Source organism: Helicobacter felistomachi (genome assembly GCF_030296895.1).
GTDB classification, from domain to species: Bacteria; Campylobacterota; Campylobacteria; order Campylobacterales; family Helicobacteraceae; genus Helicobacter; species Helicobacter felistomachi.
In genome coordinates, this window is record NZ_AP028022.1 from 902,043 (window position 1) to 923,854 (window position 21,812).

Consider the following 21,812-nt stretch of genomic DNA (forward strand, 5'->3'; position numbering starts at 1 on the left):
CCAATATGTCGAAAAAATGTCAAATTTTCATCATATGAGCTCTTGGCACAAGATGTCAAATAAAGCTGTGTTGGCAAAGTACTTATTTCTGCCTTTTTTGAAACTTTGGAGAATTTTTAAATCTTCGCATATTTTTAGGTAATGAGAAGCTGTTTGTCTATGGATTTTTAAGTGGTTTTCTAAGAATTCTATCTTTGTGTAGGGATAAGAAAACAAAATTTCTACCAGGTCTTTGCTATAAACTTTACTCGCGTGCGTTTGTAAAATCTCTTGACACTCTTGCATAGCCTGTTGGATTCTTTGAATCTTTTGGATTGTCGCACTAGAAGTCTGTATAATGCCCTCAAGCATATAGGCAATCCACGCAGTAAAATCACCTGTTTCGCTTACCTGGGTGAGAAGATTGTAGTAATGTTCTTTGTGTTTGATGATGTAAGCACTCAAGTATAAAATAGGCAAGTCTAATAAACCATGATAAGTGAGATACAAAACATTTAAAATCCGCCCACACCGCCCGTTGCCATCATAAAAAGGATGGATCGTTTCAAACTGATAATGGATAATGGCTAATCTAATGAGTGGGTCAAGAGCATCCATATCCTCATTGATATAGCGTTCTAGATTACCCATGAGTCTTAAAATGTCTGCTTTAGATTGTGGTGGGATGTGTTTAATCTCACCTGTCGCTGGGTTTTTAAGCATCGTGCCCCCTTGACTTCTAAACCCAGCATTGTTGTGCTCTAATTGTGCGTGGATTTGTAAGAGATGGCGGTTACATAAGAGCCGATCTTGCTTGATGAGCTCAAAGCCTATTTTTAAGGCTTTAGCATAATCTTGTACTTCCTTGGCATTTTTAGTGATTTGGGCTGGCTCAATTTGAGCCAAGAAAATCTCATCATGCGTGGTGATGATGTTTTCAATGGCACTGGATTCTTTGGCCTCTTGTAATACTAAAGAGTTGATTAAAATGTCTTGGTTGGGGATGATTTTAGACACACCATTGAGTTGGCTTAGCCTTCTAGAGGCTTGGATGAGAAGCACATAAGTTTGTTCGCTAGGTTTAAAATTAGGCGGGAGTTCTTTAGGGATAAATTCTTGTATTGTCTTCATAATCTTACTTTGTCAGAGATAAGTTCAATCTAGTTCGACTATCGTAGCAAAAAAGACCGCATGCCTTCAAACTCTCTACACTTTTATACCCACCGTACTCTTAGAGAGCTCTCCTCTATAAAGAAGAATGTTTGCAAGCCAAGCTTGCAAGTCAAAGACCAAAACTACATTGTTGCAAACCATATCGCTATCAAGATAATATTCCCAAGATTAACGGCGATCCAACGGTAACCCTTAGTAAAGATTTACTAAAACACTTTAACTGTCCGTGAAATAAGCAGTCGACTAGCTAAAGTCCATCTATGATTGGGGCATGATAGTGAGACATGTATAAGGGATTGCTTAACCAAGGAGAAGTCCAATAAAGACAAGGGTTTGAGCAATCAAGACTAATATAAGCACCACTAAGCAAGTTGGCATCTTATTCTCTTGTTTTAATATACAATACTCTGATAGCAAAACTACCAAAGTATAATCCTTTTAACAAAACTTCTTAACCCCTATCAAACGGGCGATAGAGTGATAACCTAAACTGCTAAAAGCATTTAATTAGGCTAAAAGCAAGCACCAAAGGGAGTTAGGGTAAGGGCTTACATTAAGCCACTCATCAACGCCATAAAACTCTTTTATGTCCCCCTTAACACCCCTAACACCTTCACCATCGCCAAAGTGTCTAGCTTACAATATTCTAAAAGAGCTTTCTTGTATTTATCTTGCTCTTCTTTTGGCATGCCAGGCATTTGAGCGTAAGCCTCCATCGCCTCCTCGCCATTATGCACGAGCTTTAAATTTTTATAGGCGTTTTCAAAATCTGGCACTAAAGCAGGCAAGACATTTTTAATGGAATAACTACCTCCCATTTTGGGATCGTAGTAATGTCCCCTTTGGAAAGGTTGCATTAAATCCAACATATCCTCTTTGATCTGTAGCAGTGCCTCAGCTATTTTAGGGTGCTTGTTGGCAAGCAAATTAGCTAAATCTTGTAAGACGCTCTTTTCAAATGCAGCGTTGTAAGCCAACACACAAGCACCACTTGGAATATCCTTGATGAGTTGTTGTGCTAAAGCCAAACGCCCATCGGTGCCACAATCTGCTAAAAACTCTTTGTGTTCTAGCTTGCCATTTTCAGACTCAATGTGGAGAGAGTATTGGAAAGGGATCTTGCCATAAGGTTTGGTGTCTGTGAAAGGGGGGATAGCTGGTTGTATGGTTTCAAAGTCCAAATGGTAAATGGGGTATTCAAGTTGCGCTAAAAACTCTTTGATGCCCTCTCTGTCTATGTGGACTTTTTTATTCAAGGTGCTCGTGATTTGCAAGACTTGTTTTGGCTTGAGTTCTTGTAAGTCCTCTTGGTTGAAGTCCTTGAAAAACACGCGCCCACTCCTATAAAATTGCATTTTTTGATCGAATCTAAGCCTTGCGATCGTAAAAACATGGTCTTGATACACGGGCAACAATTCGTGGATTTATTAGAGCATCGTATTTTAGGGCACTGAACCAACAACTTTTGAATAGTTGAAAAATTTGTTCAATGGTTTAAGGAAATGGTTTAAAGAGTTGGGCTAGCTTTTCAGCTTCGACACAAAAAAAGAAAGCCCAATGACTGATAATTTACAGCTTGAAGACTTAAAACCAGATAACAAGAAAGTGGTCTTGGAGCTCCTTGTCGAATCATTAGAGCAATTAGAGAAGCTTAACGACCGCAAGTACCAGTCTATGCTCTTCAACGCGATCAACCGCTACCCAGATAATCCCAAAAAAGCCCAACGGTGTTGTGAGTGTGGCGAGTTTCTCCTCTTTAGCATTTATGAAAATATACAGACCAAAGAGAAAAAGCGCATTTTAAAGAGCGCAAACTTCTGTAAAATCCGCTATTGCCCAATGTGCATGGCGCGTAAAGCTACCCAAACCGCTGCACAGATTTACAGCATCTTAGAGCAGATCCAAGCCAACCACGATGTGGAGTTCATCTCTCTTACCTTGACCATTAAAAATGCCCCCCTAGAGCAATTACGCGCCGATAGCAAGCTTATGTCCAGAGCGTGGGATAGAATGGTTCATACAAAGCAATGGCAAGACAGCGTTCTAAGTTTTGTTCGCAGTGTAGAGTTCAAAGGTAAGAAAACTCGCAAGAGAGAACACCACGCCCATTTCCATTGCACTTTACTTGTGCGCCCAGACTACTACGACATTGATAAGCCCTACTATATCAAGCACTCTGAGTGGGTAGATATGTGGCAAAAAGCTTTGAGAGTGGATTATAGGCCCAGTGTGCGCGTTAAACGCATTAGACCTAAGAACAAGAAAACCAATGCTCTACTATCTGCGGTATTAGAATGTGTGAAATATAGCGTCAAACCTAGTCAAGTGATCAACCTTAACCAAGAAGAGTTTAGACTCTTAGACCAACAGACCAGAGGCTTACGCCAATACAACAAAGGTGGGCTTGTTAAGCAATACAAACCCAAGCCTCTTAAGAAATTAGACCCCGAGATTTGGAAGGAGATAGAGCAAGAATTTTGGGCTTGAAATGGTGGCCGCTATGCGCTTGAGAAACGCCAACCCTACAGCCTAGAACCCATCGTAACTGGAGAGTTTAAACCCAGTGAGCAACCCAGTGAGCAAGTGAATACACCAAAGGACATCTATACCCCTGAGACTCTCAACCACCTAATGATCACACAGAACCTTTTATGCGTCAGAGAATAGAAACGCCCACGACTGGATTTGGTTAGCCCTCGCGGCACTTGAGCGACAAATTAGCAGAGTGAGCTTGTGAGCGTCCCTCCCTTGCGGAGGGCTGGATAATTTGCTAGTTTGCTAGTTTGCCCTGCGGGGCTAAAAAAAAAGACCTTTACTCCACTTAGCAGTAAATGTGTTTTTTTATTTGTAATTAAAGCTATTTTTGTTTTGAGTCATAACAAAATTCAGGATAGCGTGTTTTTATGTAATTTCTAATATTGTCATAGTTTTTCATTTCTACTTCAAGCATATCTTTAAAGGTTCGAATAAATTTTTTAGATTGTCTTCACAAGATTTATGAACTAAAGGTCCATTGATAACATATTTGCAACATGTGTCCATTGTTGCAAGAAAATGTATTTGCATCTCTCTTTTATATTCATTTGAAGGGCAGTTATGTTTGGCATCTATATATTTTTGATAAGCATCTAATAGGAATATTTCAGTTTGAAGAGTTGCATTTCCTTTCGAAATATCTAAGGCAACTTCGGCAAATAAAGCGGCTATAAGTGTGCAAAGGATACTAATGCAAGCGGCAAGATTATCGGCAGTAATATGAAATTTTTTTAAAGGGGTTACATTAATCAAAAGGGTAAGATCTTGTATTAATGCTAAAATTCCAAAAAGCGATAACATGAAGACTACACTAAATATCGATGCTTGTTTTAAGGTGTTTAGTTTTGTTTGTTGCATTTATTTTTCACACCCCATGTTTAGTTTTATAAGTTTTATTTTATGAGAGATTATACTCAAGAGATTATAAGAGATGATAATCCAAATACTCTATGAATTATTAGATAATACATAGGCTTTCTAACTCCATATAAGCCTTATACAACGCAACTTAGCCTAAACCAAACCAAAACTACTCTTTACTCCCTAATTGCTCTTAGAATGCGATTCGGAGCATCCTACGCCCATTCTTATCTCTATCCAATAAAAAGCACAAAAACAGATGCAAGCGTTGATATAAAAACTCCAATTTGTGTGTCTGCAAGCTTTATTGCTATTGGCTTTGTAGCTAAAGTATGCCTTTTGTTTAAAAACATCATAAAGGACTCATTTGAAAACACAAAACCGTGAAAGAAAATACTTCCCTAAAAGCAAGGAAGAACTTCAAAAATTAGTAGAAAATAAAAAGATTCACCTAGCTGAGATTGACATTGGAGATTTGACGGACCTGAGCCGACTGTTCTATCGTCCAGAAAGAAAAAATTTTAAAGGCTTAGAAACTTGGGATGTATCCAAGGTAACAAACATGGAGAGCATGTTTTACGAGTGTGAGAATTTTAATCAATCGCTTAATGATTGGGATGTGTCTAGCGCAGTGAACATGAAGGAAATGTTTAGTAGGTATAAAAAGTTTAATAAACCTTTGGATAAATGGGATGTGTCTAATGTGACGAGTATGCGAGAGATGTTTAGTGGTTGCTGGTCTTTCAATCAACCCTTAGACAAGTGGGATGTGTCTAGGGTGGAGAATATTGGGAAGGATGTTTTCTGGTTGTACATCTTTTAACCAATCTTTGGATAACTGGGATGTCTCTTGTGTTGAATGTATGGATAATATGTTTTTTGGTTGCGATAGTCTCATTTATTAAATATCAAGCATGGTATCGGGAAGTAATGATGGCGAGCACTAGGTTGATAAGAATGAATCCGTATTGAAAGAAGAGATGAGAATGCCTAGTGAAACCAAAAGTTTGCCTAGGGCATAGACAAAGAGAGTCTAGATATTGCACAGTAGCCTGTTTTATGAAGTTCTCTTTGTTATTTGCAGTAATACAAATTGCACTAGACTAAACTAGACAACTTGTGTAGGCTTGGGCGCATTTTGATACACTCTAGTAAACGGCGTGCTGGGGGTGCCACTAGGAAGAGTGGTGGGTTGCATTCATGGACTGGGCATCATCGCCCAAAACCCCATAGCGCACAAAACAAAAACACTTTCTTCCATCATTTGATCTAGATTAGCCAAGCCAGTTTATGAGACTCTTACATGTAGACTAGACTTTATGAATAAATGACTCAAATACTTTTGTGCACTGAAAGACAATTTGGAGAAGATTGGCTATAATCTATTGGAATCAACAAGCTAACCTAATAAACCCTCTAGAAAACTTCAAGTTAGTGGGTTGTGCTTTTGGATGAAGGACTGATTACTATGAAAAAAGTTGTATGGAATCAAGAGCAAAGACAAACATTTCAGGGATTGTTGAGGGAGTTTGTGAGGCGCATGGACGAAAAAATAGCCAGCGGAGATCGCACCACAGATGGCATGGAGACATTTGACTTAACAGAAAGTTTTAACCATCTTCTAAATAGTATTGACTATAAATGCTATATGAGGTTTGGGCAGGGTCGGCTATCGGGTGCTGGCAAGAAGAATCTTGATCCCGAAAAAGGGTTTAGACCTGCGATCGTTTTTTGTCGCAAAGACATTTTAAAGGAACATCTTGTTAATGGAATCGAGTTAACACAGAGTCGGGGGTTTTATATCTGGTTTGCCTATTATTGGCTTGACACCTTAGTGAGGGGTGTTCCTGATTCCCAAGATGGTTTTCATCTTTCTATGGGTAGTGCTACGAATGAAACTGAGTCAGAAAGGTGCGAAAAGTGTCTAGCATATGAGAAATTCTTTGGAGAAAACTCTAGAAAAGACCTCAGAAATAGATACGAAATCTATCCTGATCTAGAAGCTGACTTGGAAGACATCACAAACCACTTTTTGGAATTAGTGGATTTCTTTAACGAAATCCCCCAAGAGTATTTTAAACCAATGGACAATCTACCCACTCCCCAACAAACAACCCACACACAAGAGCCAGTACAAGAGGAGAAGCACATGGAAACTTCCGCATACCCCCTAAGCATAATCCTTTATGGACCTCCAGGCACAGGCAAGACCTATAACACCATTGACAAGGCGTTGGAGATTCTGGGGATAGATACCACCAAAATAGATCGAACAGAAGCCAAAATCCTCTTTGATCACTATAAAGAGAAAAAACAAATTGACTTTGTCACTTTTCATCAAAGCTATGGCTATGAAGAGTTTGTAGAAGGGATTAGACCAGAGATGAATGAGGATAGCGATCAGTTGCACTATAAGATTGAAGCGGGAATTTTTAAAGAGATATGCAAAAGAGCTGAACGGGCTTTAAAGCAACCAAACTCCCCTACAGCTCAAGAACAAGAAATAGCACAAGTAGATTCGCATTACTGGGATGCTTTGTTAGAAGCCTTTGTAGCTTATTTGGAGCAAGAACAAGAAACTAATGGGAGATGCTATGTCCAACTCCATCAGGGAGGGCAGAAAGAGCTCACATGGAGCAAAATGGGGAAAGGTTTTAAGTTTGACATTATCTATAACCAAGAGAAAAGTCCATTCTCTATTGGAGCGAGTGAACTAAAAAGGACTATACCAAGAGGACAAAACAAAAAATATTCAAAGACCCCAAGACTTACAAATACCTAACACTTACTATTACGCACTTCTTAAAAAAATCACCACATTTGAAACTGATTACCTCAAGACCCAAAATCTAGCAGAACCCCCTATGACGACTGTGTCGCTCTCATTAAATCTCAAAGTCTTCGCCGAGAAACCCCATATTCTCATCATTGATGAAATCAACCGGGGCAATATCTCTAAGATTTTTGGGGAACTTATTACGCTAATAGAGCCTGACAAACGCATGGGCAACAACGAAGCTTTAGAAGTCACTTTGCCCTATAGCAAAGAATCCTTTAGTGTGCCTAAGAATCTCTATATCATTGGCACAATGAACACCGCCGATCGGAGCATTGCTCTATTGGACACTGCCTTGCGCCGTAGATTCACCTTTGTGGAGATGATGCCAAAGCCTGAGTATCTTAAAAATCACCGCATCAAAGATAAGAACGAGGATACAAGCATCGATCTGTCAAGACTCTTAAAAGTAATGAATAAGCGCATAGAATTTTTGCTCGATCGTGAGCACACCATTGGACATGCCTACTTTTTAGAACTAGAGACTCTAGAGGATTTACAAAACTGCTTTAAAAACAAGATTATCCCCCTCTTACAAGAGTATTTTTACGATGATTACGCCAAAATCAATGCGGTGCTCAATGACAATGGCATGCTTGTGGGTGAAACGATGCAAAGTGCAAGTGAGGAGGACGAAGATTTAAAAAATGCGAATTTCAAGGACTCTCTTACAAATTTTGTCAATACCAATAAAGAAGTCTATCGGATCACAGATGAAGAATGGGAGGTTGATTGTTTCAAAAAAATCTACAATAGTAAATAAAAACAAAGACTAAAGGAAAAATAACTCCGATGATACTACTTTGTGACGAGTAATCTGTGCTAGTCCCACCTACACTCTATCTAACGGAGTATGCTAACTTTGGAGAGCAAAAAATCATAAGTCGTTTACCACCCCAAGAAAAAAACAAGTCCAAAGGTATATGGGAAGCCTTAAAAGAATTTGCTAAGGCTAACAAAGAGTTGTTAAAATTTGAAGACTCAGATACTCTAAAAACCCAAAATTATGTGGGTTTGATCCAGATTGAAGGCTTTTGCATAGAAATTTTGCCTAAAGTTTGCGAGTATGATGAACATGATTTAGAGAGACATACTAGTTGCAACAAAAAAATCTCTCAACTTGATACTTTAAAGTTTCAAGAGTATGCAAGAGAATTTATAAAGCCACAAACTAACCTAGAACTTTTAAAAGAGCCTACTTGCCCTATTTGCTATGCCAAACAAATTCTTTACAATTGCTTGTCTACTCTTCAAGATATGTCCTTTAAGCAAACCCACTTTTCTCAGCTTGACAGTGCGCATTTACCTATACTGGATGTCTTTGTTTGCATGTTTTTAGATGAATGTATGGAGCTCATCAAGCGTGGATTAAAACGGGATTATTTGGGTGTCTCAGAAAATCATCATTATCTTAAAGGCAAGCTAGAGTTTCCCAGTCATCTTAAGATTAATTTAGTCCATAAAGAACGCTTTTACACAACAAGCGATGAATATAGCCTGGATGTCGCCCCTAATCGCTTGATCAAATCCACACTTGAAACTTTCAAAACATTAGCGTTAAGTCCTCAAACACAAGAAAAACTAAATGCTGTGCGTTTTGTTTTTGATGAAATAAGCACTAGCAAAAACATAGATGCGGATTTTGCTAAAAGTGCGCATGCGAGTCGTTTTAAAGAATATGAAAACCTCTTGGCATGGTGTAACCTTTTTTTACGCAAAAAGTCTTTGATGGCTTATAGCGGTTCTAACCAAGCTTATGCGCTATTATTCCCTATGGAAAAGCTTTTTGAGTCTTTTGTAGGGGCTTGGTTGCAAAGGAGTTTAAGAGGCTATGATGTGAGTTTGCAAGAACAAAGCAGACACCTTGCAAAAGATGAAAACTCTCAAAATTGCTTTGAAATGCGCCCTGACATTGTACTTAGAGACAAAGAAGAAGTTTTAATTTTAGACACTAAATGGAAAACGCCAAAAGAAAACAAAGAGCCTCTTCGTGCAGATCTTTACCAAATGTGGGCGTATGCAAGTAAATACGCTTCTGTTGAATTAATAGGTAAACAACGGCGTGTGAGCGTGTGGCTGGTCTATCCTTGGCAGGGGTCAGGATCCACTTCTACTTGGACTTTTAAGGCGAGTGAGTTATTTAGTGCAGATGGCATTCAACTCACCTTAAAGTACTTCCCCCTCAGTCTTTAATCTATATTTATCTATATTCGACCTATATAAAGGGGCATTTTAGTGCTTTAAAGTATTCTCAAGTTCCTAGTTCCCAGAACAAAGCACTTTATAAATTATCCAATGAATAAACAGAGTGCAGAAGATCGACATGTTTTGATAAATCTTCTGGAGTATGTTGTTTCAAAGAATCCAACTGAACAATAACCCCTTCTCGTTTAGCAAATTTGATGGCGGGGACAAAGTCGCTGTCATTGACAACCAAAACGATCTTTTCAACTTGCTTTTTAATGGCAAGAGAGGCAATGTCTGGACCTATCTTCATGTCTACCCCTTTTGCCGTAAGTTCAACTGAAAATCTTCATCTATCAAATCTTGTATAGACTTTTTGTTGGATAGAATGTCAGACAAGACTTGAGGTTTTAATATCCATGGATTCTTCTTATCAAGCCTAATTTCTCCCAATCTAACAGTAAAATAAGGCTTGATATTGAGTATCTTTAAAAGCTCCGTCCTAAACTGAGCTACATCGCTTTGGTCTAAAGCAAATTGTTTCTTGCTCTTTGGCCTTTGCACCCTCCCAGTAATCGGCGCACAATCATAGACAAAAACACGAAAGAGATAGTCTTTAGAGTTGTGCAGTGTTCTAAGGACATAGTGCTTGATCTCTTCAGCTAAACTGCCAGGCTCAAGATACTTCTTAGAACTAGGGTGGTACACCTTAAGAAAAAACTTAAGTCTACTAAAACTGCTGTTTTTTTTGGGAGAAAAACATCGAAATCTTGAGTGGTAGAGAAATCACCAGAGGATCGATCACATTCGTTTGGCACAAGAAACTCCGCAAAGACCCGGGGCTTGAGTGCCGAAATCAGCATGACACTGAACCAACCGAGCCAATATTCACCCCAAATTTTAGTGCTTTTTTGTTGATTGTCAAATTTATTTCACCCTTGTTTTATCTTTAGCAGACACCATAAAATACGGACATTGAGTTAGTAAGCAATGAGCCACAGCAAAAGCAGAAAAAAGTCTCAAATACAATCAAAGAACTATAAAATGCTTATAAGTCGAAATAAACACCGTTTCTTGGACAATCTTGAGAAAAAGAAAAGTCGTTGCTTTAGCCTCCTAACTGCCCGAGGGCTACTTTTTAGCTTATGCCTCAAAGCCCTAGCCAATGGCTCTGAACCTTTGCTAAACTTGCGTAAGTCTATCAGCCAAGAGTTGTTGGGGCGTTTAGAATAGGTTGCCCCTAGGGGCTAACCCTCACTCCCCCACCAATCCCACATCCCGCAAGCCTTTTTAAGGTATTCAAACGCCCTTAGGGGGTCGGGTGTTACGCCCAAACCCTTGTCGTACATATAGCTTAACCTGCGAAAAGCATCATCGTAAAAAGGCTCTTCACAATATGCCCCTTTAGCAACTATTGTGTAGTACTCTAAGGCTTTGGCATAGTCTTGCTCGACCCCCTCACCCTTAAAATATAGCTCGGCTAATCCAAAATAGGCTCTGTGGTTCTCTTGATCCGCCTCTACCGCCTTTTGGTAAAACTCTAAGGCTTTTTGGTAGTCCTGCACGCACCCCTGCCCTTCAACATACATTTGCGCCACACAAACATAAAGGCGCGTGTTGCCTAGTTCTATGGCTTTAAGATACCATTCTAAAATTTGGGTGTTGTCATAGTCCGCCCAGCCCATATCCGCCATCCAATCATAAGCCTCTGCCCCAAAGACTTCTTCAGCAAAAGCTGCGGCTTTGTCAAAAAAAAGCACCGCTTTTTTGCGATCTCTCCTAGAACGGAAACCCTCACTACGCCCCATGTATTGCCTCGCTATGCGATAGCAAATGCGTGCCTTCTCTAATTTAGTTTGACACATTTTAAGGGCTTTGTTGTAATAATCCTCAGCTGTTTTAGGACTTTTACGCACATGGATACCATCAAGATAAAAGTGGGCTAAGTCAAAACAAGCATCTTTAGAACCCATATCCGCCGCCCGATTTAGGTATTCTAAGCCTTTTTCTATATCTACAGGCACACCCTTACCATTTAGGTAAAACCCTCCAAGCATTGTATAAGCCCTAGTGTCCCCCATTTCTCCCGCTTTTTTCAGGTATTCTAGAGCTTTGGTGAAATTAGGACACCCCTTAAAAGAACCAAGCCGTACAAAATCGCTATAGACCTTGCCTAGCTCATAGAAACTCTCCACATCCCCAAGCTCTGCGCTCTTTTCATAGCACTCTATGGCTTTATCAATATATCCTTCCTCGCGCGCCTGTGCGCCCTTTAAAAACAGCACATCTGCCTTTCTAGGGAAGGTTTGTTTAGAGCCAACACCTCCCATAAAATCTTGCAAGGGCAAGTCGTTAAACAACGCCACGAGTCTTAAAAAACAAACCGCATATTCATAGTGATTGAAGTGGTATCTGGCCTTATTGCCCTTAAAAAGCTTTTTAAATGCGGGGCATTTTTGCGCTTCTTTGAGATTTTGCGCTCCACAAGTGATGCAAAAAGAACATCTATGACCGCTCTTTTTTAAAGGTGCAAAACACAGATAAAAACCACGCGCGCTCTCTAGCCTGCTGGTATTCACTAAATCCTCTTGCAAGAGATTTTGGGGGGCAAAGATGAGCGCACCCCTAATTTCTTCTACTACCCCTCTATGGTTTAGAATTTTAAAGGGCTCTTTCTCAAACACGCCCACCCATCCTAGGCTTTTTAAGAGCTTGTTAATGCCCTTAAGCACGCCCCTTGCTTTGGCATCATCGCCCTCATCCGCACAGCGACTAAATGCATCAAAATAGTCATCAAGCTCTTTTTTCTCTTTAAAACCTAAATCCACTCTTTCTATCATTGTGCCTCCTTAATAGCATATTCTTAAAAACACACATAAACGCTAGCAAATCTCCTCTGTGCGCACTCTAACGCTATCGGAAAGTCAATCTCACTCTTGGGGAGTTTGGAAGATGAAAAAATCTTGGAGCGTTTTTTTGGCAAATACGTTTAATTGTGCATTGCGTACTAAAGATAGACATCCTCCCGCAATTGCCCAACTTGCTCGCCCCCATGCATAACCTCTTTGGCAAGGGGGGACTATAAATTCATTTTTAGACAAATGACCTAAAACATCCATTTGAATGCCTTGCACATCTGACCTAGTCGCCACAATAACCTCCGTAAAACAAAGTAGTTCGGTCTAGCGTATTTTTTTTAATGGATAGCTAATAGGACTAGCTAAGCCACTCTAAAATCCTCTTACTAGCTCCTTAAATAATCTACTGAGGACGGATGCGCCTATACTGATGCTATAGAGTGTTACCACCAAACTAAGACTTTCAAGATCTTAAAATCCCCTACCAAGCAGCTACTAGCGCAAAGCTTCTTAGAAATTAAAGAGAACAATCAGTAGATTCAGTAAATGAAAATCAACTTTTAAACAAGTCGCTATGACTCCCTAATCTGACCAGCTCCAAGGCATCCCTACGGTAGCGATAGATTAAGATTAAGTCAGCTTTGATATGGCAATCCCTAAAACCTTGCCATAAACCACTGAAAGATAATTCATCACAAACTGATCTCTTAAAAATGGCTTGAGATCCTTTTTAAAAGATTTTTTAAAGACAAGTTCAAGCATCATCTAAGGCTTTCTGTAAAAAGGCTTTATAGCTGTCAGTACGCATATAATCTGAGTCAGGACTATCTGCCTCTCTCATAGCTTTTATCGTTTCTTGGTTAGGCATGTGCTCGCATTGGACGATAAATTCTTCTACGGCTTCTTGCAATGAATGCATGCCTAACACATTTTGCAATCTTTGAGCTAGCGAGTCGGAGATGTTGATTAATATTGTTTCTCCTTGCTTTACAAGTCAAGGCATTATTTTAGCTTGAAATACTCCAGTTGGACTGAAACACCAATATACCGAACAAGTAATCACAAATTCTTAGACATTGCAAGCTTTCGTATCCTATGCTTCTACAAGCCCTCACAACCGCTTCAACCCACAAACTATGTTTTTGTTCTCCTAACCCATAACCTTGCGCTCTACGACCATTTAAAAGCGCTTTAAACGCTATGTTTATTTTATTGTTTTGTTTACTCTCTCTCAACATCCATTATGACCCCAAAAATCTTAGATGTTTCACACAAATAATCTAATCTACATTTCAAAGCTCTGAGGAGCTATTTTAGGATGTGGATTGTTATTTGCAAGCTTGACTTATTTAATTTGGATACCCTTTCTTCACGCCATATAGCCCCCACAACCAACACTTTACCCCTAACCCATACAAACCACTCTTTAACCCAAGAAAGCGTCCTATGGTCTTTTAAACGTAGATTCTTATTTTAGAATTCCCCAAGCCATTTTACTGCAGGGGCGTTTTTGGTGTTAAAACCAAAAAGCTCTCTTTACTGCAATGGCGTGATAAAGCCATAAAACAAACTAATCCTCACTTCAAAACCTTCTCTTGGGGGTTTGGGGGCTTTTGGGTGTTACAACCCACTCAATGTCCTACGCAATTTGTCGTTATAAAGAACAAGTCGTAACGCCAAACGTTACAACAATACATTCGAGCAGAATAGAAAATTTCTTAAATGATTTGTTGAGGGCTTTTGGTGAGAGATTGTTAGCATATGCTAACTGTAAGTGAGTGAGCGAAAGTCTGCTCTCTAAATTGCTCGTCCGTTTTAATGCAAGGCATATAAAAATCTGCTGAGAATAGATACTTTAAAAATATTTGAAAGCCAAGCTGGGGTATTAACACCACTGCCATACACAACTTATTTATTTCTCATCTATAATCGCAATAATCGCATACACCGATCTTTTCAATCAAATCCACACTTTACCCAAACAGAGCGAGAGATGATAAACTAGCGCACCAAAGTAGCCCCAGTAGCTAAAAAGGCTGAGAGTAAGTGCACCAAACCCCTGCTGTGTGGGACATTGCAAGTATGTGCGCGCTAAAAATGCCTTGCAGACCTCGCTGTATGGGAGTTGTGGCACGCACCAAAAAACTACCTAAGTAGTGTGTGGTAGTGAAAACATACTAAATAGAGGATTTTTGCTAAAATGATGTTTATATCCAAAAAAAGCTAATGCCATGCACTACAATCCGCAATTCTTAGACAACTTACACATTTTAAACTCTCAACAAAAGCAACGATTAGAGTCTTTGACGCTTGACTTTAGCGATTTTATTGAGTTGCAAGACTGTATGGAGAAGTTACGTTTTGATTTTATCTATTCCTCCGCTCAAATTGAGGGCAACACCTATAGCAAGCTAGACACGCTTGCCCTATTGGAAGAGGGATTGACTGCAGGGGGTAAGAAATACAGCGATGCCAAGATGATTTTAAACTTGAGAAACGCTTTTGATGTGATTCTTAAAGAGGATTTATCCATCAGTTTGGAAACTTGTCAAAACTTACACGCTCTCTTGTCCCAAGAGTTGGTCTCCCCCAATAATTGTGGTGTGATGCGTAACCACAACATCACTGGCATTACAGGCACATCTTATCTACCCCTTGCTTGTGGGGATAGACTCCATACAGAGATGAAACATTTATTCAAACAATACGCTAGCCTTGGCCACCCTTTTGAACGGGCTATTTATCTACACAACAACTTGTGTTATTTGCAATATTTTGAGGACTGCAACAAACGCACGGCAAGGTGTATGCAATTTTTATCTCTTAAAAATGATAATAAAATACCCTTAGTGCTTGTGGAGGACAACTCCACACTTTATAAACAATATCGAGGGGCTTTGATTGCCTATTATGAGAGAGGGGATCATCAAGAATATTTGGATTTTTTTATCAAAACTTATGAAAGAGAGGTAGAGTTTTTGAGAGAAGTCCAAGAATTAATGGCGAATAAATACCATGGATAAATGCCATGGCAAGAGTAAATAATGCTCATTAATTTTTTATTGATAGAGTTTTGTGCGGTTTTATAGGTTTGTAAGAGCAAGTTCTTACCAATCGAGATTTAAACGAATATAATCGCAATTCCTTTTTCTCTAGGCGGAGGATATAAGGCTTGACACTTTAGCAAATTTTTGCTAGAGCTAGGGTAGGGACTACCCGAAGTCATGCCTTTGGAGAAGGCGAGCTGTGTGTTTGCTAGATTATGATGTGTAAGACCCCGTAAGAAATTAGACGGTTGGAGATCGAGCTCTTTGACACACTCCCCATAGCTAAAGCTAGGGGATGGAATGTCTCAACAAGGCTAGCCCGCTAGGCGGGTCTTACAGCCTCTACTCCAAGAGTGGATGCCCCCACTCCATGTAAATTGATGCTTGCGTTTAAATCTCTATCCAAAGAAAACCCACAAGAAGGGCAATTTTGGCGGGCACTATATGCCCGCTCCCTATCCTTAAGGCCCAAATCCTCTTTGAGTGTCCCACAGTGAGAGCAGGTCTTAGAGCTAGGAACAAAAGCAAGGCTTTTGATGAAACCTATCTTAACCACTTGGGTTTTTCTCTCCAAAATCGCCACAAACTCACTGAAAGCCCAATCGCTGATTTTGCGCCCCCATAGTTTAACCATGCCCTTCAGGTTTAAATCCTCTATGAAAATATGGCTGTATTGTTGGGCTAGACTATTAGCGGGTTTATAGAAAAAGTCTGTTCTAAGATGAGCCACTTTGCGGTGTAACTTAGCAAGCCTTAGCCTAGCTTTCAAGCGGTCATGACTCCCTCTTTTCTTTTTAGAGAGAGATTTAGAACAAGATTTAATCAAAGGCAAGAATTTAGAGAAAAATAAAGGCGATGGGATTTGTGCGCCATTAGAGCAGGTGAGAAAAGTTTTTAAGCCAAAATCAAGCCCCACGCTGTTACCGCATGCGGGCTTAGGGGGAAAACGCTTTGCGTTTTTCTTCACATACCAGACACAAGAAATAATCGCCTAAAGGTCTTGGGTTTGCCTACAAGGCCGTAGGTTTTGACAAACTTAAAAGCATCGCCACTAAAAGAGATAATGTTATCTTGGATTTTATAGTCCACTTTGCTTTTGAATGTGAAAGATTGATAAAGAGTCACCTTTTTAAATCTAGGCGGTCTGCCCTGCTTTTTAAAAAACTTTTGATAAGCCTTGTCTATCCTCTCTACCAACTCCTGCAATGTCTGAGAACCTAGAGTTTTTAAAAAGGCAAATCTGTTTGTTCTTTTAGTTTGGTGATGTGCTTTTGCAAGGCATAAAGTTTTAAATGCTTTTTAAAAGCCTATAATATCGCTTATGCAAAGCGATACAATGATGGTAGCAAATACCATAAAGGCGTAGGAGATTACCTATGTGCTTATTTTTGCTTGCATTGTAGAGCTTCTGCTTGTAGGCGATCAACATAATCTTTCCACTTGTTTTTTTTGTTTAGGCCACTTAAGAATTTTGTTGGTTGGCAATGTCTTGTTTAATCACCTCTAAAGACGCACCCCCCACAGAAGAGATCAAGCAAGAGTTCGTTTATAGTGTAGGCAACTTAGTTTTCAAATGTGAAAACTCCTATCTTAAAAGGCGACTGCTTCTGCCCTTGGCCGTCCTGATAAACTTCATCATTCCAAATCTGTTTCCATCTCTAAAATCTCTACTTCTAGTTCTTGTGCCACTTCTATATTTTAGACACCACACGATATGACATTTGCAAGAGGGGTTTAACGCAGAGCGTTAGACAATGTTATTATCGCTCTTGTATTTGATAGTTCGCATGCAGTGTGTTATACAAATACAATATTGACCAATACTTTAAAGTGGATATTTTTATTATGCTCTAGAGAGCATGCGCCTTAATCCCCTTAGCTAAAGCTAGGGGCTTTACGGCGCAAGTGGTAACAATAAGCATGAAATTCAACGGGGGGCTCCCCCGGCTCGAAGGTTAGTTTTTAGTTGCTTCGCTGGGTTTTTTGCCTTAATTTCTGCAGTAAAAACTCTAAAAAATGCTCGATCTTTTCGTGTGCAAGATTCACGATCCGCTTAGAACGCAACCCATCTTTGCAAATGGTTTTGTTTGATGACAACGATAACAGATCCCAAGGTTAAATTAGACAGCAAATACGAATTGTAAGCTTTAAAATCAACAGATTGGGCATGGTCTATATCCTCTTGGGCTGACCTATCTCTCCTTGTTCGCTTATGAATCTTCTCTATCTCTTTGCTTAAGTAGGTGCGTTGATAATCCAAGCTGGACTGCCAGTGACTAATTGCATACAAAAATCTACAATGTTCCTTAGATAAATCTCTGCTTGGGCGATCTTTGGGGTGAGCCTAGCATTGAACTCTAAACTAGCGTTGTGCTTGGCAATGTCATTGTCATAGGTCTTTAAACGCTCTAAGGATATGAGATTTCTAATATCCTCTTTAAATCGTTGGATTTGCGCGTGTTTAGCTTTAAAATCAAAATTTTCGCCCATAAAACCGCTTAATTATTTCCAATCCTGACTAGAAATGTCATGGTATTTGTCAAAAAATGCTTGTAGAACAGATTGCACTTGATTTTTTAAATGATTGCGCATGGGCTGACCTTCAAGGTTTATGCTAAAGAACGATGCCCTTTCTTTAGGGAGAAGTGTAGGGAATTGTGTCCCCTTGAAGCTGATGTTATGGTGCTTAAAGGCTTTGGACATAAAATCATGAGCAGGTTTTTCTTGGAGTTGATAATGCTGGACAATATTAGCAAATTCTTGTTTCCGCTGACTATCCATATAATCTCTAAAACTGGCTTGGATGTCTGGACTTGGATGTTGTTTGAAGAACTCCCAAAAGTTTAAAATCACCTCTTGCTTACTGCGCATTTTGGGGCTGGACTTTATAGCACGCAAAATATCTTCTGTGGATTTACCCTCTGCAATGAGATTTAAAATATAGTCAATGTTGATTTCCACTTGCTTGATGAGCTCCATCTCAAACACACAATTATCCTCAAATTCCCTATGCGCCTTGTCTGGACTTTCTCTAGGTCCTCTAAACTTTTCAAACAAGTCTAAATAATGCCGTTGGTAGTCTTGCAACTCTCTAAGGCTAATGGGGTCTTTATCTAGGTCAAATTCCGTAAAGCACACCAAAACATTGCGTATTTTTAGAATTTCACCATAAAGATTAATAAACGCCTCTTCTGCACTCTCCGCCATTGTGTGCTCGGAAAATGCATGGAGCGGATATGTGCTCAAAAGTTTGGATACCAAGTCTTCGTACTTCGTGTAGGTTTCTTTAAAGCCACCTAAGATCACAACCTCATGAGAATCTTCTCTGCCAAAATGAGAATCTTCTCTGCCAAAGAGCCTTAAAGCGTCGTTTAAATTGTCTTCTAGGGGTCTAAAACACACGATATTGCCCTCACTCTTAACGCTATTGTGGGGGCGGTTTGTCCTTGAAAAGGCTTGCAGTAAGCCATGGTATCTTAAGTTCTTATCCACCCAAAGCGTGTTGCAAGTGCGTGCATCAAAGCCGGTCAAAAACATATTGACCACGATGAGCAAATCGATCTCTCTGTGTTTCATCCGTGAGGAGACATCTTTATAGTAGTCGTTAAAAAGCTCGATGCTGTAATTGCTCCCAAATGTGCTGTTATAGTCTTGGATCGCCTGTGTTAGAAAATCCTTGTCATTTGGCTTGAGTTTGTCCGCCTCTTCGTTGTTCTCATCTTCTAGGTCATCGCTAGGGTTATAGCTGTAAATGAGGGCGACTTTTAAAGAATGCACATGCTCTTTAAAGGCTTGGTAATATTCTTTAGCCATCTCGATGCTAGCACAGGCTAAAATGGAGTTAAAACTCCCCTTTGTAACTTTGGCAAAATTGTTTAAGATGTGTGCCACGACCTGAGCAATGCGTTTAGGGTGGCAAAAATCCGCCTCACTCTTTAACTCTATGTCCGTGTTGGTGTTGTAGTAGTGCATCAAAAAACGCAAAACATTGCCATCGTGAATGGCATTGACAATCGTGTAACGGTGCAACTCCCTACCAAATCTCTCCTGTGTGATGGCGTGCTCTTTGCCATCACAATTTTCCTTAAAAATAGGCGTGCCGGTGAATCCATAAAAGTGGTGTTTCTTGAAAACCCTAGCAATGTCGGCGTGCATTTTACCCAGCTGGCTTCTATGGCATTCATCAAAGATAAACAAAACTTCCTTTTCCTTTAAGAGTTCTTGGAAGTTTCTTGCGATCTCTTTTTCTTGATCGTTCTTGTTCTTGTTAGTCTGCCCATTTTGTTTCTTGTCCGAGTGAATGAGTCTGTGTAACTTTTGGATCGTGGTAACAATAATTTTTTTGTTAGTGTCTTGGATACCCAATTGGTTTCGCAACCCTTTGGTGTTTTTGGTGGCACTTGCGCTGTTTTTCTGGTATTTCTCATATTCTGTCATGGTGTGGTGGTCTAAGTCCTTGCGATCCACCACAAAAACCACTTTAGAGATGAAGTCTAATGCCCCGGCAAGCTGGGCGAGTTTAAAGCTGGTTAAAGTCTTGCCGCTGCCCGTGGTGTGCCACACAAACCCTCCATTTTTTGGCTTGCCATAGTTTTTTTGGTGGTGTGTGATCACGATTTGCTTTAAAATCTCTTCCACCGCCGCGACTTGGTAAGGACGCATGGCAAGAAGTTTAGACTCGCTAGTAAAAACACAATAATAAAGCAGAAGGCTTAAGAGAGTATTTTTATCAAAAGAAAGTGGGGATGAAGTCCTCCAAATCCTCAATGCGTTGGTTATCCCTATCTGCCCAAAAGCTGGTGAATTCGTAAGAGTCTTGGTCAGTATCGCTGGCTGTGGTGTTGCTGTAATACTTGGTCTGCGTGCCATTGCTGATCACAAAGACTTGCGCAAAGCCAAATAAGCTACCGGGTGCGCTCATGCTCGTCTTATGGTAGCCTCGGATTTGTCTAAAGGCTTCCTGCAGATTAACCCCTCTTTTTTTAAGCTCAATATGCACCAAGGGCAGCCCATTGACCAAAATGCTCACATCATAGCGGTGCTCCCTGCCCGGGGTGGGGTATTGCTGGATCACTTGTAGGTGATTGTTATGGATGTGCTCTTTATCTAAAAGCTTGATATTTTCAGTGTTCCCATTGTCCAATTTCAAGGACTGCTTATGATCGTGCTGGAGCGTGCGGGTTTTATCGATAAAAGTGGCGTTGCTGGGGTTGATTTGTTGCATAAAACGCCTCCATTCCCCATCGCTAAACGCCAATTTGTTCAGCTTTTCAATCTGTACCTTTAAATTCGCCTGCAAGCTCTCTTGCGTGGCCCCTTTAAGCAGAGTGTAGCCCTGCGCTTGGAGCTGGGCGATCAAATGCGCCTCAAGTTCGGCTTCACTTTGGTAAGCACTGGCTCTGCTTTGGCTGGCTGGCTTGCTGGCCACCACCGTGCTTAAATCCCCTTGGGCGATTTGTTCTAAAGTGGTCATGCACTCTCCTTAAAATTGAGCAAGGCGTTGAGGTAGTGGGTGTATTGTTTTTCTCGTGCCTCTATCTCAGCGGGCAAACCCTCTTGTAAGTCTGTGGTGAGGGCGTGGAACTTGTCTAAAATCTCCACGATTTTTTCTTGGAGGGCAAGGGGGGGTAAAGGCACGACAAAATCGCGGATCATTTTTAAGGTCAAGCCACCACGAAACCCGTCCAAACAAGAAATCTGCCTTAATTGTCTGTATTGGCTCGTTAAATAGTGGTAGAGATACCTATTGCTGATTTTTGCGGGGTCAACGACAATGCCACATAAAGATTGGTTCGTGCATAGCTCAATCTGTGTAACGGCGGCTAATCCTCTTGTTTTGCCCTGCCCTGCTAGAGCAATGACAACGCTACCAATGGGTAATATTTTTGTGTTACAAGATTTATAGCCCAACTCCGTGATCTTTTTGTGCGTTGTGGTGATGGTTTTAAAATTCACTTCGCCCGAACTCATCCATGGGATTGTCCCATTTTCCCAAAATTCTTTTTGACTTGTGCTGGGCGTTGCTCCCGTGAAACAAGTGGCAAAATCTTCGATTTTGCTCCACTCCACCTGAAACGATTCTTTAAGCAGGGCATGGCGTGCGCCTTTGGGGCTTGCAGGGGTGCCAAAGTCTAAAAGGGCGTTGAGGTAGTAAGAATATTGTTTTTTTCTAGCTGTAAGCTCTGCTGTAAGCTCTGTAAAGCAATCGAGAATGCTTACTATTTTCTCTTGCACTATAAGAGGGGGGAGGGGAATTTGAAAGGCTGAATAGGTTTTAATCCAGTGGCGGGCGTGCTCGCGTGGTGTGAAGCGAATACACTTCATCGCATAGAAAACAAA

16 protein-coding genes and 4 pseudogenes are annotated in these 21,812 nt (G+C 40.3%); 8 read left to right on the forward strand and 12 right to left on the reverse strand.

The genetic code is table 11. From position 1 onward, the window contains the following. Positions 1-30 precede the first annotated feature (30 nt). Positions 31-1,101 carry a Fic family protein gene (locus QUE23_RS04735; RefSeq protein WP_286349417.1) on the reverse strand — a complete coding sequence of 357 codons (1,071 nt, stop codon included), beginning with the start codon at positions 1,099-1,101 and terminating at the stop codon, positions 31-33. A 635-nt stretch (positions 1,102-1,736) separates the two neighbouring features. Next, on the reverse strand, positions 1,737-2,483 hold the full coding sequence (locus QUE23_RS04740) for a DUF2779 domain-containing protein (protein WP_286347975.1): 747 nt from the start codon (positions 2,481-2,483) through the stop codon (positions 1,737-1,739). Positions 2,484-2,709: 226 nt separating this feature from the next. Here QUE23_RS04740 and QUE23_RS04745 point away from each other — a divergent pair, with 226 nt between their 5' ends. Beyond that, positions 2,710-3,639 (forward strand): protein rep, encoded by a 930-nt coding sequence (locus QUE23_RS04745; RefSeq protein ID WP_286347976.1) that lies wholly within the window; start codon positions 2,710-2,712, stop codon positions 3,637-3,639. Positions 3,640-4,089: 450 nt separating this feature from the next. Here QUE23_RS04745 and QUE23_RS04750 read toward each other — a convergent pair whose 3' ends face one another. Then, positions 4,090-4,545 carry a hypothetical protein gene (locus QUE23_RS04750; protein WP_286347977.1) on the reverse strand — a complete coding sequence of 152 codons (456 nt, stop codon included), beginning with the start codon at positions 4,543-4,545 and terminating at the stop codon, positions 4,090-4,092. Positions 4,546-4,915: 370 nt separating this feature from the next. On the opposite strand from QUE23_RS04750, the gene QUE23_RS04755 reads away from it, so the two are divergent. The 5 genes and pseudogenes from QUE23_RS04755 to QUE23_RS04775 all read left to right on the forward strand — a co-directional run bounded on the left by QUE23_RS04755 (position 4,916) and on the right by QUE23_RS04775 (position 9,577). Beyond that, positions 4,916-5,371: a BspA family leucine-rich repeat surface protein gene (locus tag QUE23_RS04755; RefSeq protein ID WP_286347978.1), complete on the forward strand. Its 456-nt coding sequence runs from the start codon at positions 4,916-4,918 to the stop codon at positions 5,369-5,371. Further along, positions 5,346-5,453, forward strand: coding sequence for a BspA family leucine-rich repeat surface protein (locus QUE23_RS04760; protein ID WP_286347979.1), 108 nt, complete (start codon positions 5,346-5,348; stop codon positions 5,451-5,453). The genes QUE23_RS04755 and QUE23_RS04760 overlap by 26 nt, the downstream gene beginning before the upstream one ends. Before the next feature lie 563 nt (positions 5,454-6,016). Continuing rightward, entirely contained in the window at positions 6,017-7,330 is a 1,314-nt protein-coding gene (locus QUE23_RS10175; RefSeq protein ID WP_434801971.1) for a hypothetical protein, read from the forward strand. A 46-nt stretch (positions 7,331-7,376) separates the two neighbouring features. Then, positions 7,377-8,147 (forward strand): annotated as a pseudogene (locus QUE23_RS04770) (McrB family protein); the annotation flags it as partial. A 200-nt stretch (positions 8,148-8,347) separates the two neighbouring features. After that, entirely contained in the window at positions 8,348-9,577 is a 1,230-nt protein-coding gene (locus tag QUE23_RS04775) for an McrC family protein (RefSeq protein WP_286347980.1), read from the forward strand. A gap of 88 nt (positions 9,578-9,665) precedes the next feature. Here QUE23_RS04775 and QUE23_RS04780 read toward each other — a convergent pair whose 3' ends face one another. Next, positions 9,666-9,881 (reverse strand): NYN domain-containing protein, encoded by a 216-nt coding sequence (locus QUE23_RS04780; RefSeq protein WP_286347981.1) that lies wholly within the window; start codon positions 9,879-9,881, stop codon positions 9,666-9,668. Positions 9,882-10,612: 731 nt separating this feature from the next. On the opposite strand from QUE23_RS04780, the gene QUE23_RS04785 reads away from it, so the two are divergent. Then, entirely contained in the window at positions 10,613-10,801 is a 189-nt protein-coding gene (locus QUE23_RS04785) for a hypothetical protein (RefSeq protein WP_286347982.1), read from the forward strand. Positions 10,802-10,815: 14 nt separating this feature from the next. On the opposite strand, the gene QUE23_RS04790 is transcribed toward QUE23_RS04785, so the two are convergent. The 3 genes from QUE23_RS04790 to QUE23_RS09965 all read right to left on the reverse strand — a co-directional run bounded on the left by QUE23_RS04790 (position 10,816) and on the right by QUE23_RS09965 (position 13,141). Next, a complete protein-coding gene (locus QUE23_RS04790; RefSeq protein ID WP_286347983.1) occupies positions 10,816-12,408 on the reverse strand; it encodes an SEL1-like repeat protein in 1,593 nt (530 codons plus the stop codon). Between the two features lie 90 nt (positions 12,409-12,498). Then, positions 12,499-12,687, reverse strand: coding sequence for a hypothetical protein (locus QUE23_RS04795; RefSeq protein WP_286347984.1), 189 nt, complete (start codon positions 12,685-12,687; stop codon positions 12,499-12,501). 292 nt (positions 12,688-12,979) lie between these two features. Next, positions 12,980-13,141: a type II toxin-antitoxin system mRNA interferase toxin, RelE/StbE family gene (locus tag QUE23_RS09965; protein ID WP_353622243.1), complete on the reverse strand. Its 162-nt coding sequence runs from the start codon at positions 13,139-13,141 to the stop codon at positions 12,980-12,982. A 1,516-nt stretch (positions 13,142-14,657) separates the two neighbouring features. Between QUE23_RS09965 and QUE23_RS04805 the strand changes: the two genes are divergently transcribed. Next, positions 14,658-15,449 carry a Fic family protein gene (locus QUE23_RS04805; protein ID WP_286347985.1) on the forward strand — a complete coding sequence of 264 codons (792 nt, stop codon included), beginning with the start codon at positions 14,658-14,660 and terminating at the stop codon, positions 15,447-15,449. Between the two features lie 346 nt (positions 15,450-15,795). On the opposite strand, the pseudogene QUE23_RS10180 reads toward QUE23_RS04805, so the two are convergent. The 5 genes and pseudogenes from QUE23_RS10180 to QUE23_RS04830 all read right to left on the reverse strand — a co-directional run bounded on the left by QUE23_RS10180 (position 15,796) and on the right by QUE23_RS04830 (position 21,797). Further along, positions 15,796-16,902, reverse strand: a pseudogene (locus tag QUE23_RS10180) (RNA-guided endonuclease InsQ/TnpB family protein). After that, positions 16,856-17,187, reverse strand: a pseudogene (locus QUE23_RS04815) (transposase). The pseudogenes QUE23_RS10180 and QUE23_RS04815 overlap by 47 nt, the downstream one beginning before the upstream one ends. Positions 17,188-17,708: 521 nt before the next feature. Then, the gene (locus tag QUE23_RS04820; RefSeq protein WP_286347987.1) at positions 17,709-17,963 is read right to left on the reverse strand and encodes a CAAX protease; all 255 of its coding nucleotides are present in this window, start codon (positions 17,961-17,963) and stop codon (positions 17,709-17,711) included. A 12-nt stretch (positions 17,964-17,975) separates the two neighbouring features. Continuing rightward, a pseudogene (locus tag QUE23_RS04825) lies at positions 17,976-20,946 on the reverse strand (type I restriction endonuclease subunit R, EcoR124 family). Then, complete coding sequence (locus QUE23_RS04830; RefSeq protein WP_286347988.1) at positions 20,943-21,797, reverse strand: restriction endonuclease subunit S; 855 nt, start codon at positions 21,795-21,797, stop codon at positions 20,943-20,945. The pseudogene QUE23_RS04825 and the gene QUE23_RS04830 overlap by 4 nt, the downstream one beginning before the upstream one ends. Positions 21,798-21,812 lie beyond the last annotated feature (15 nt).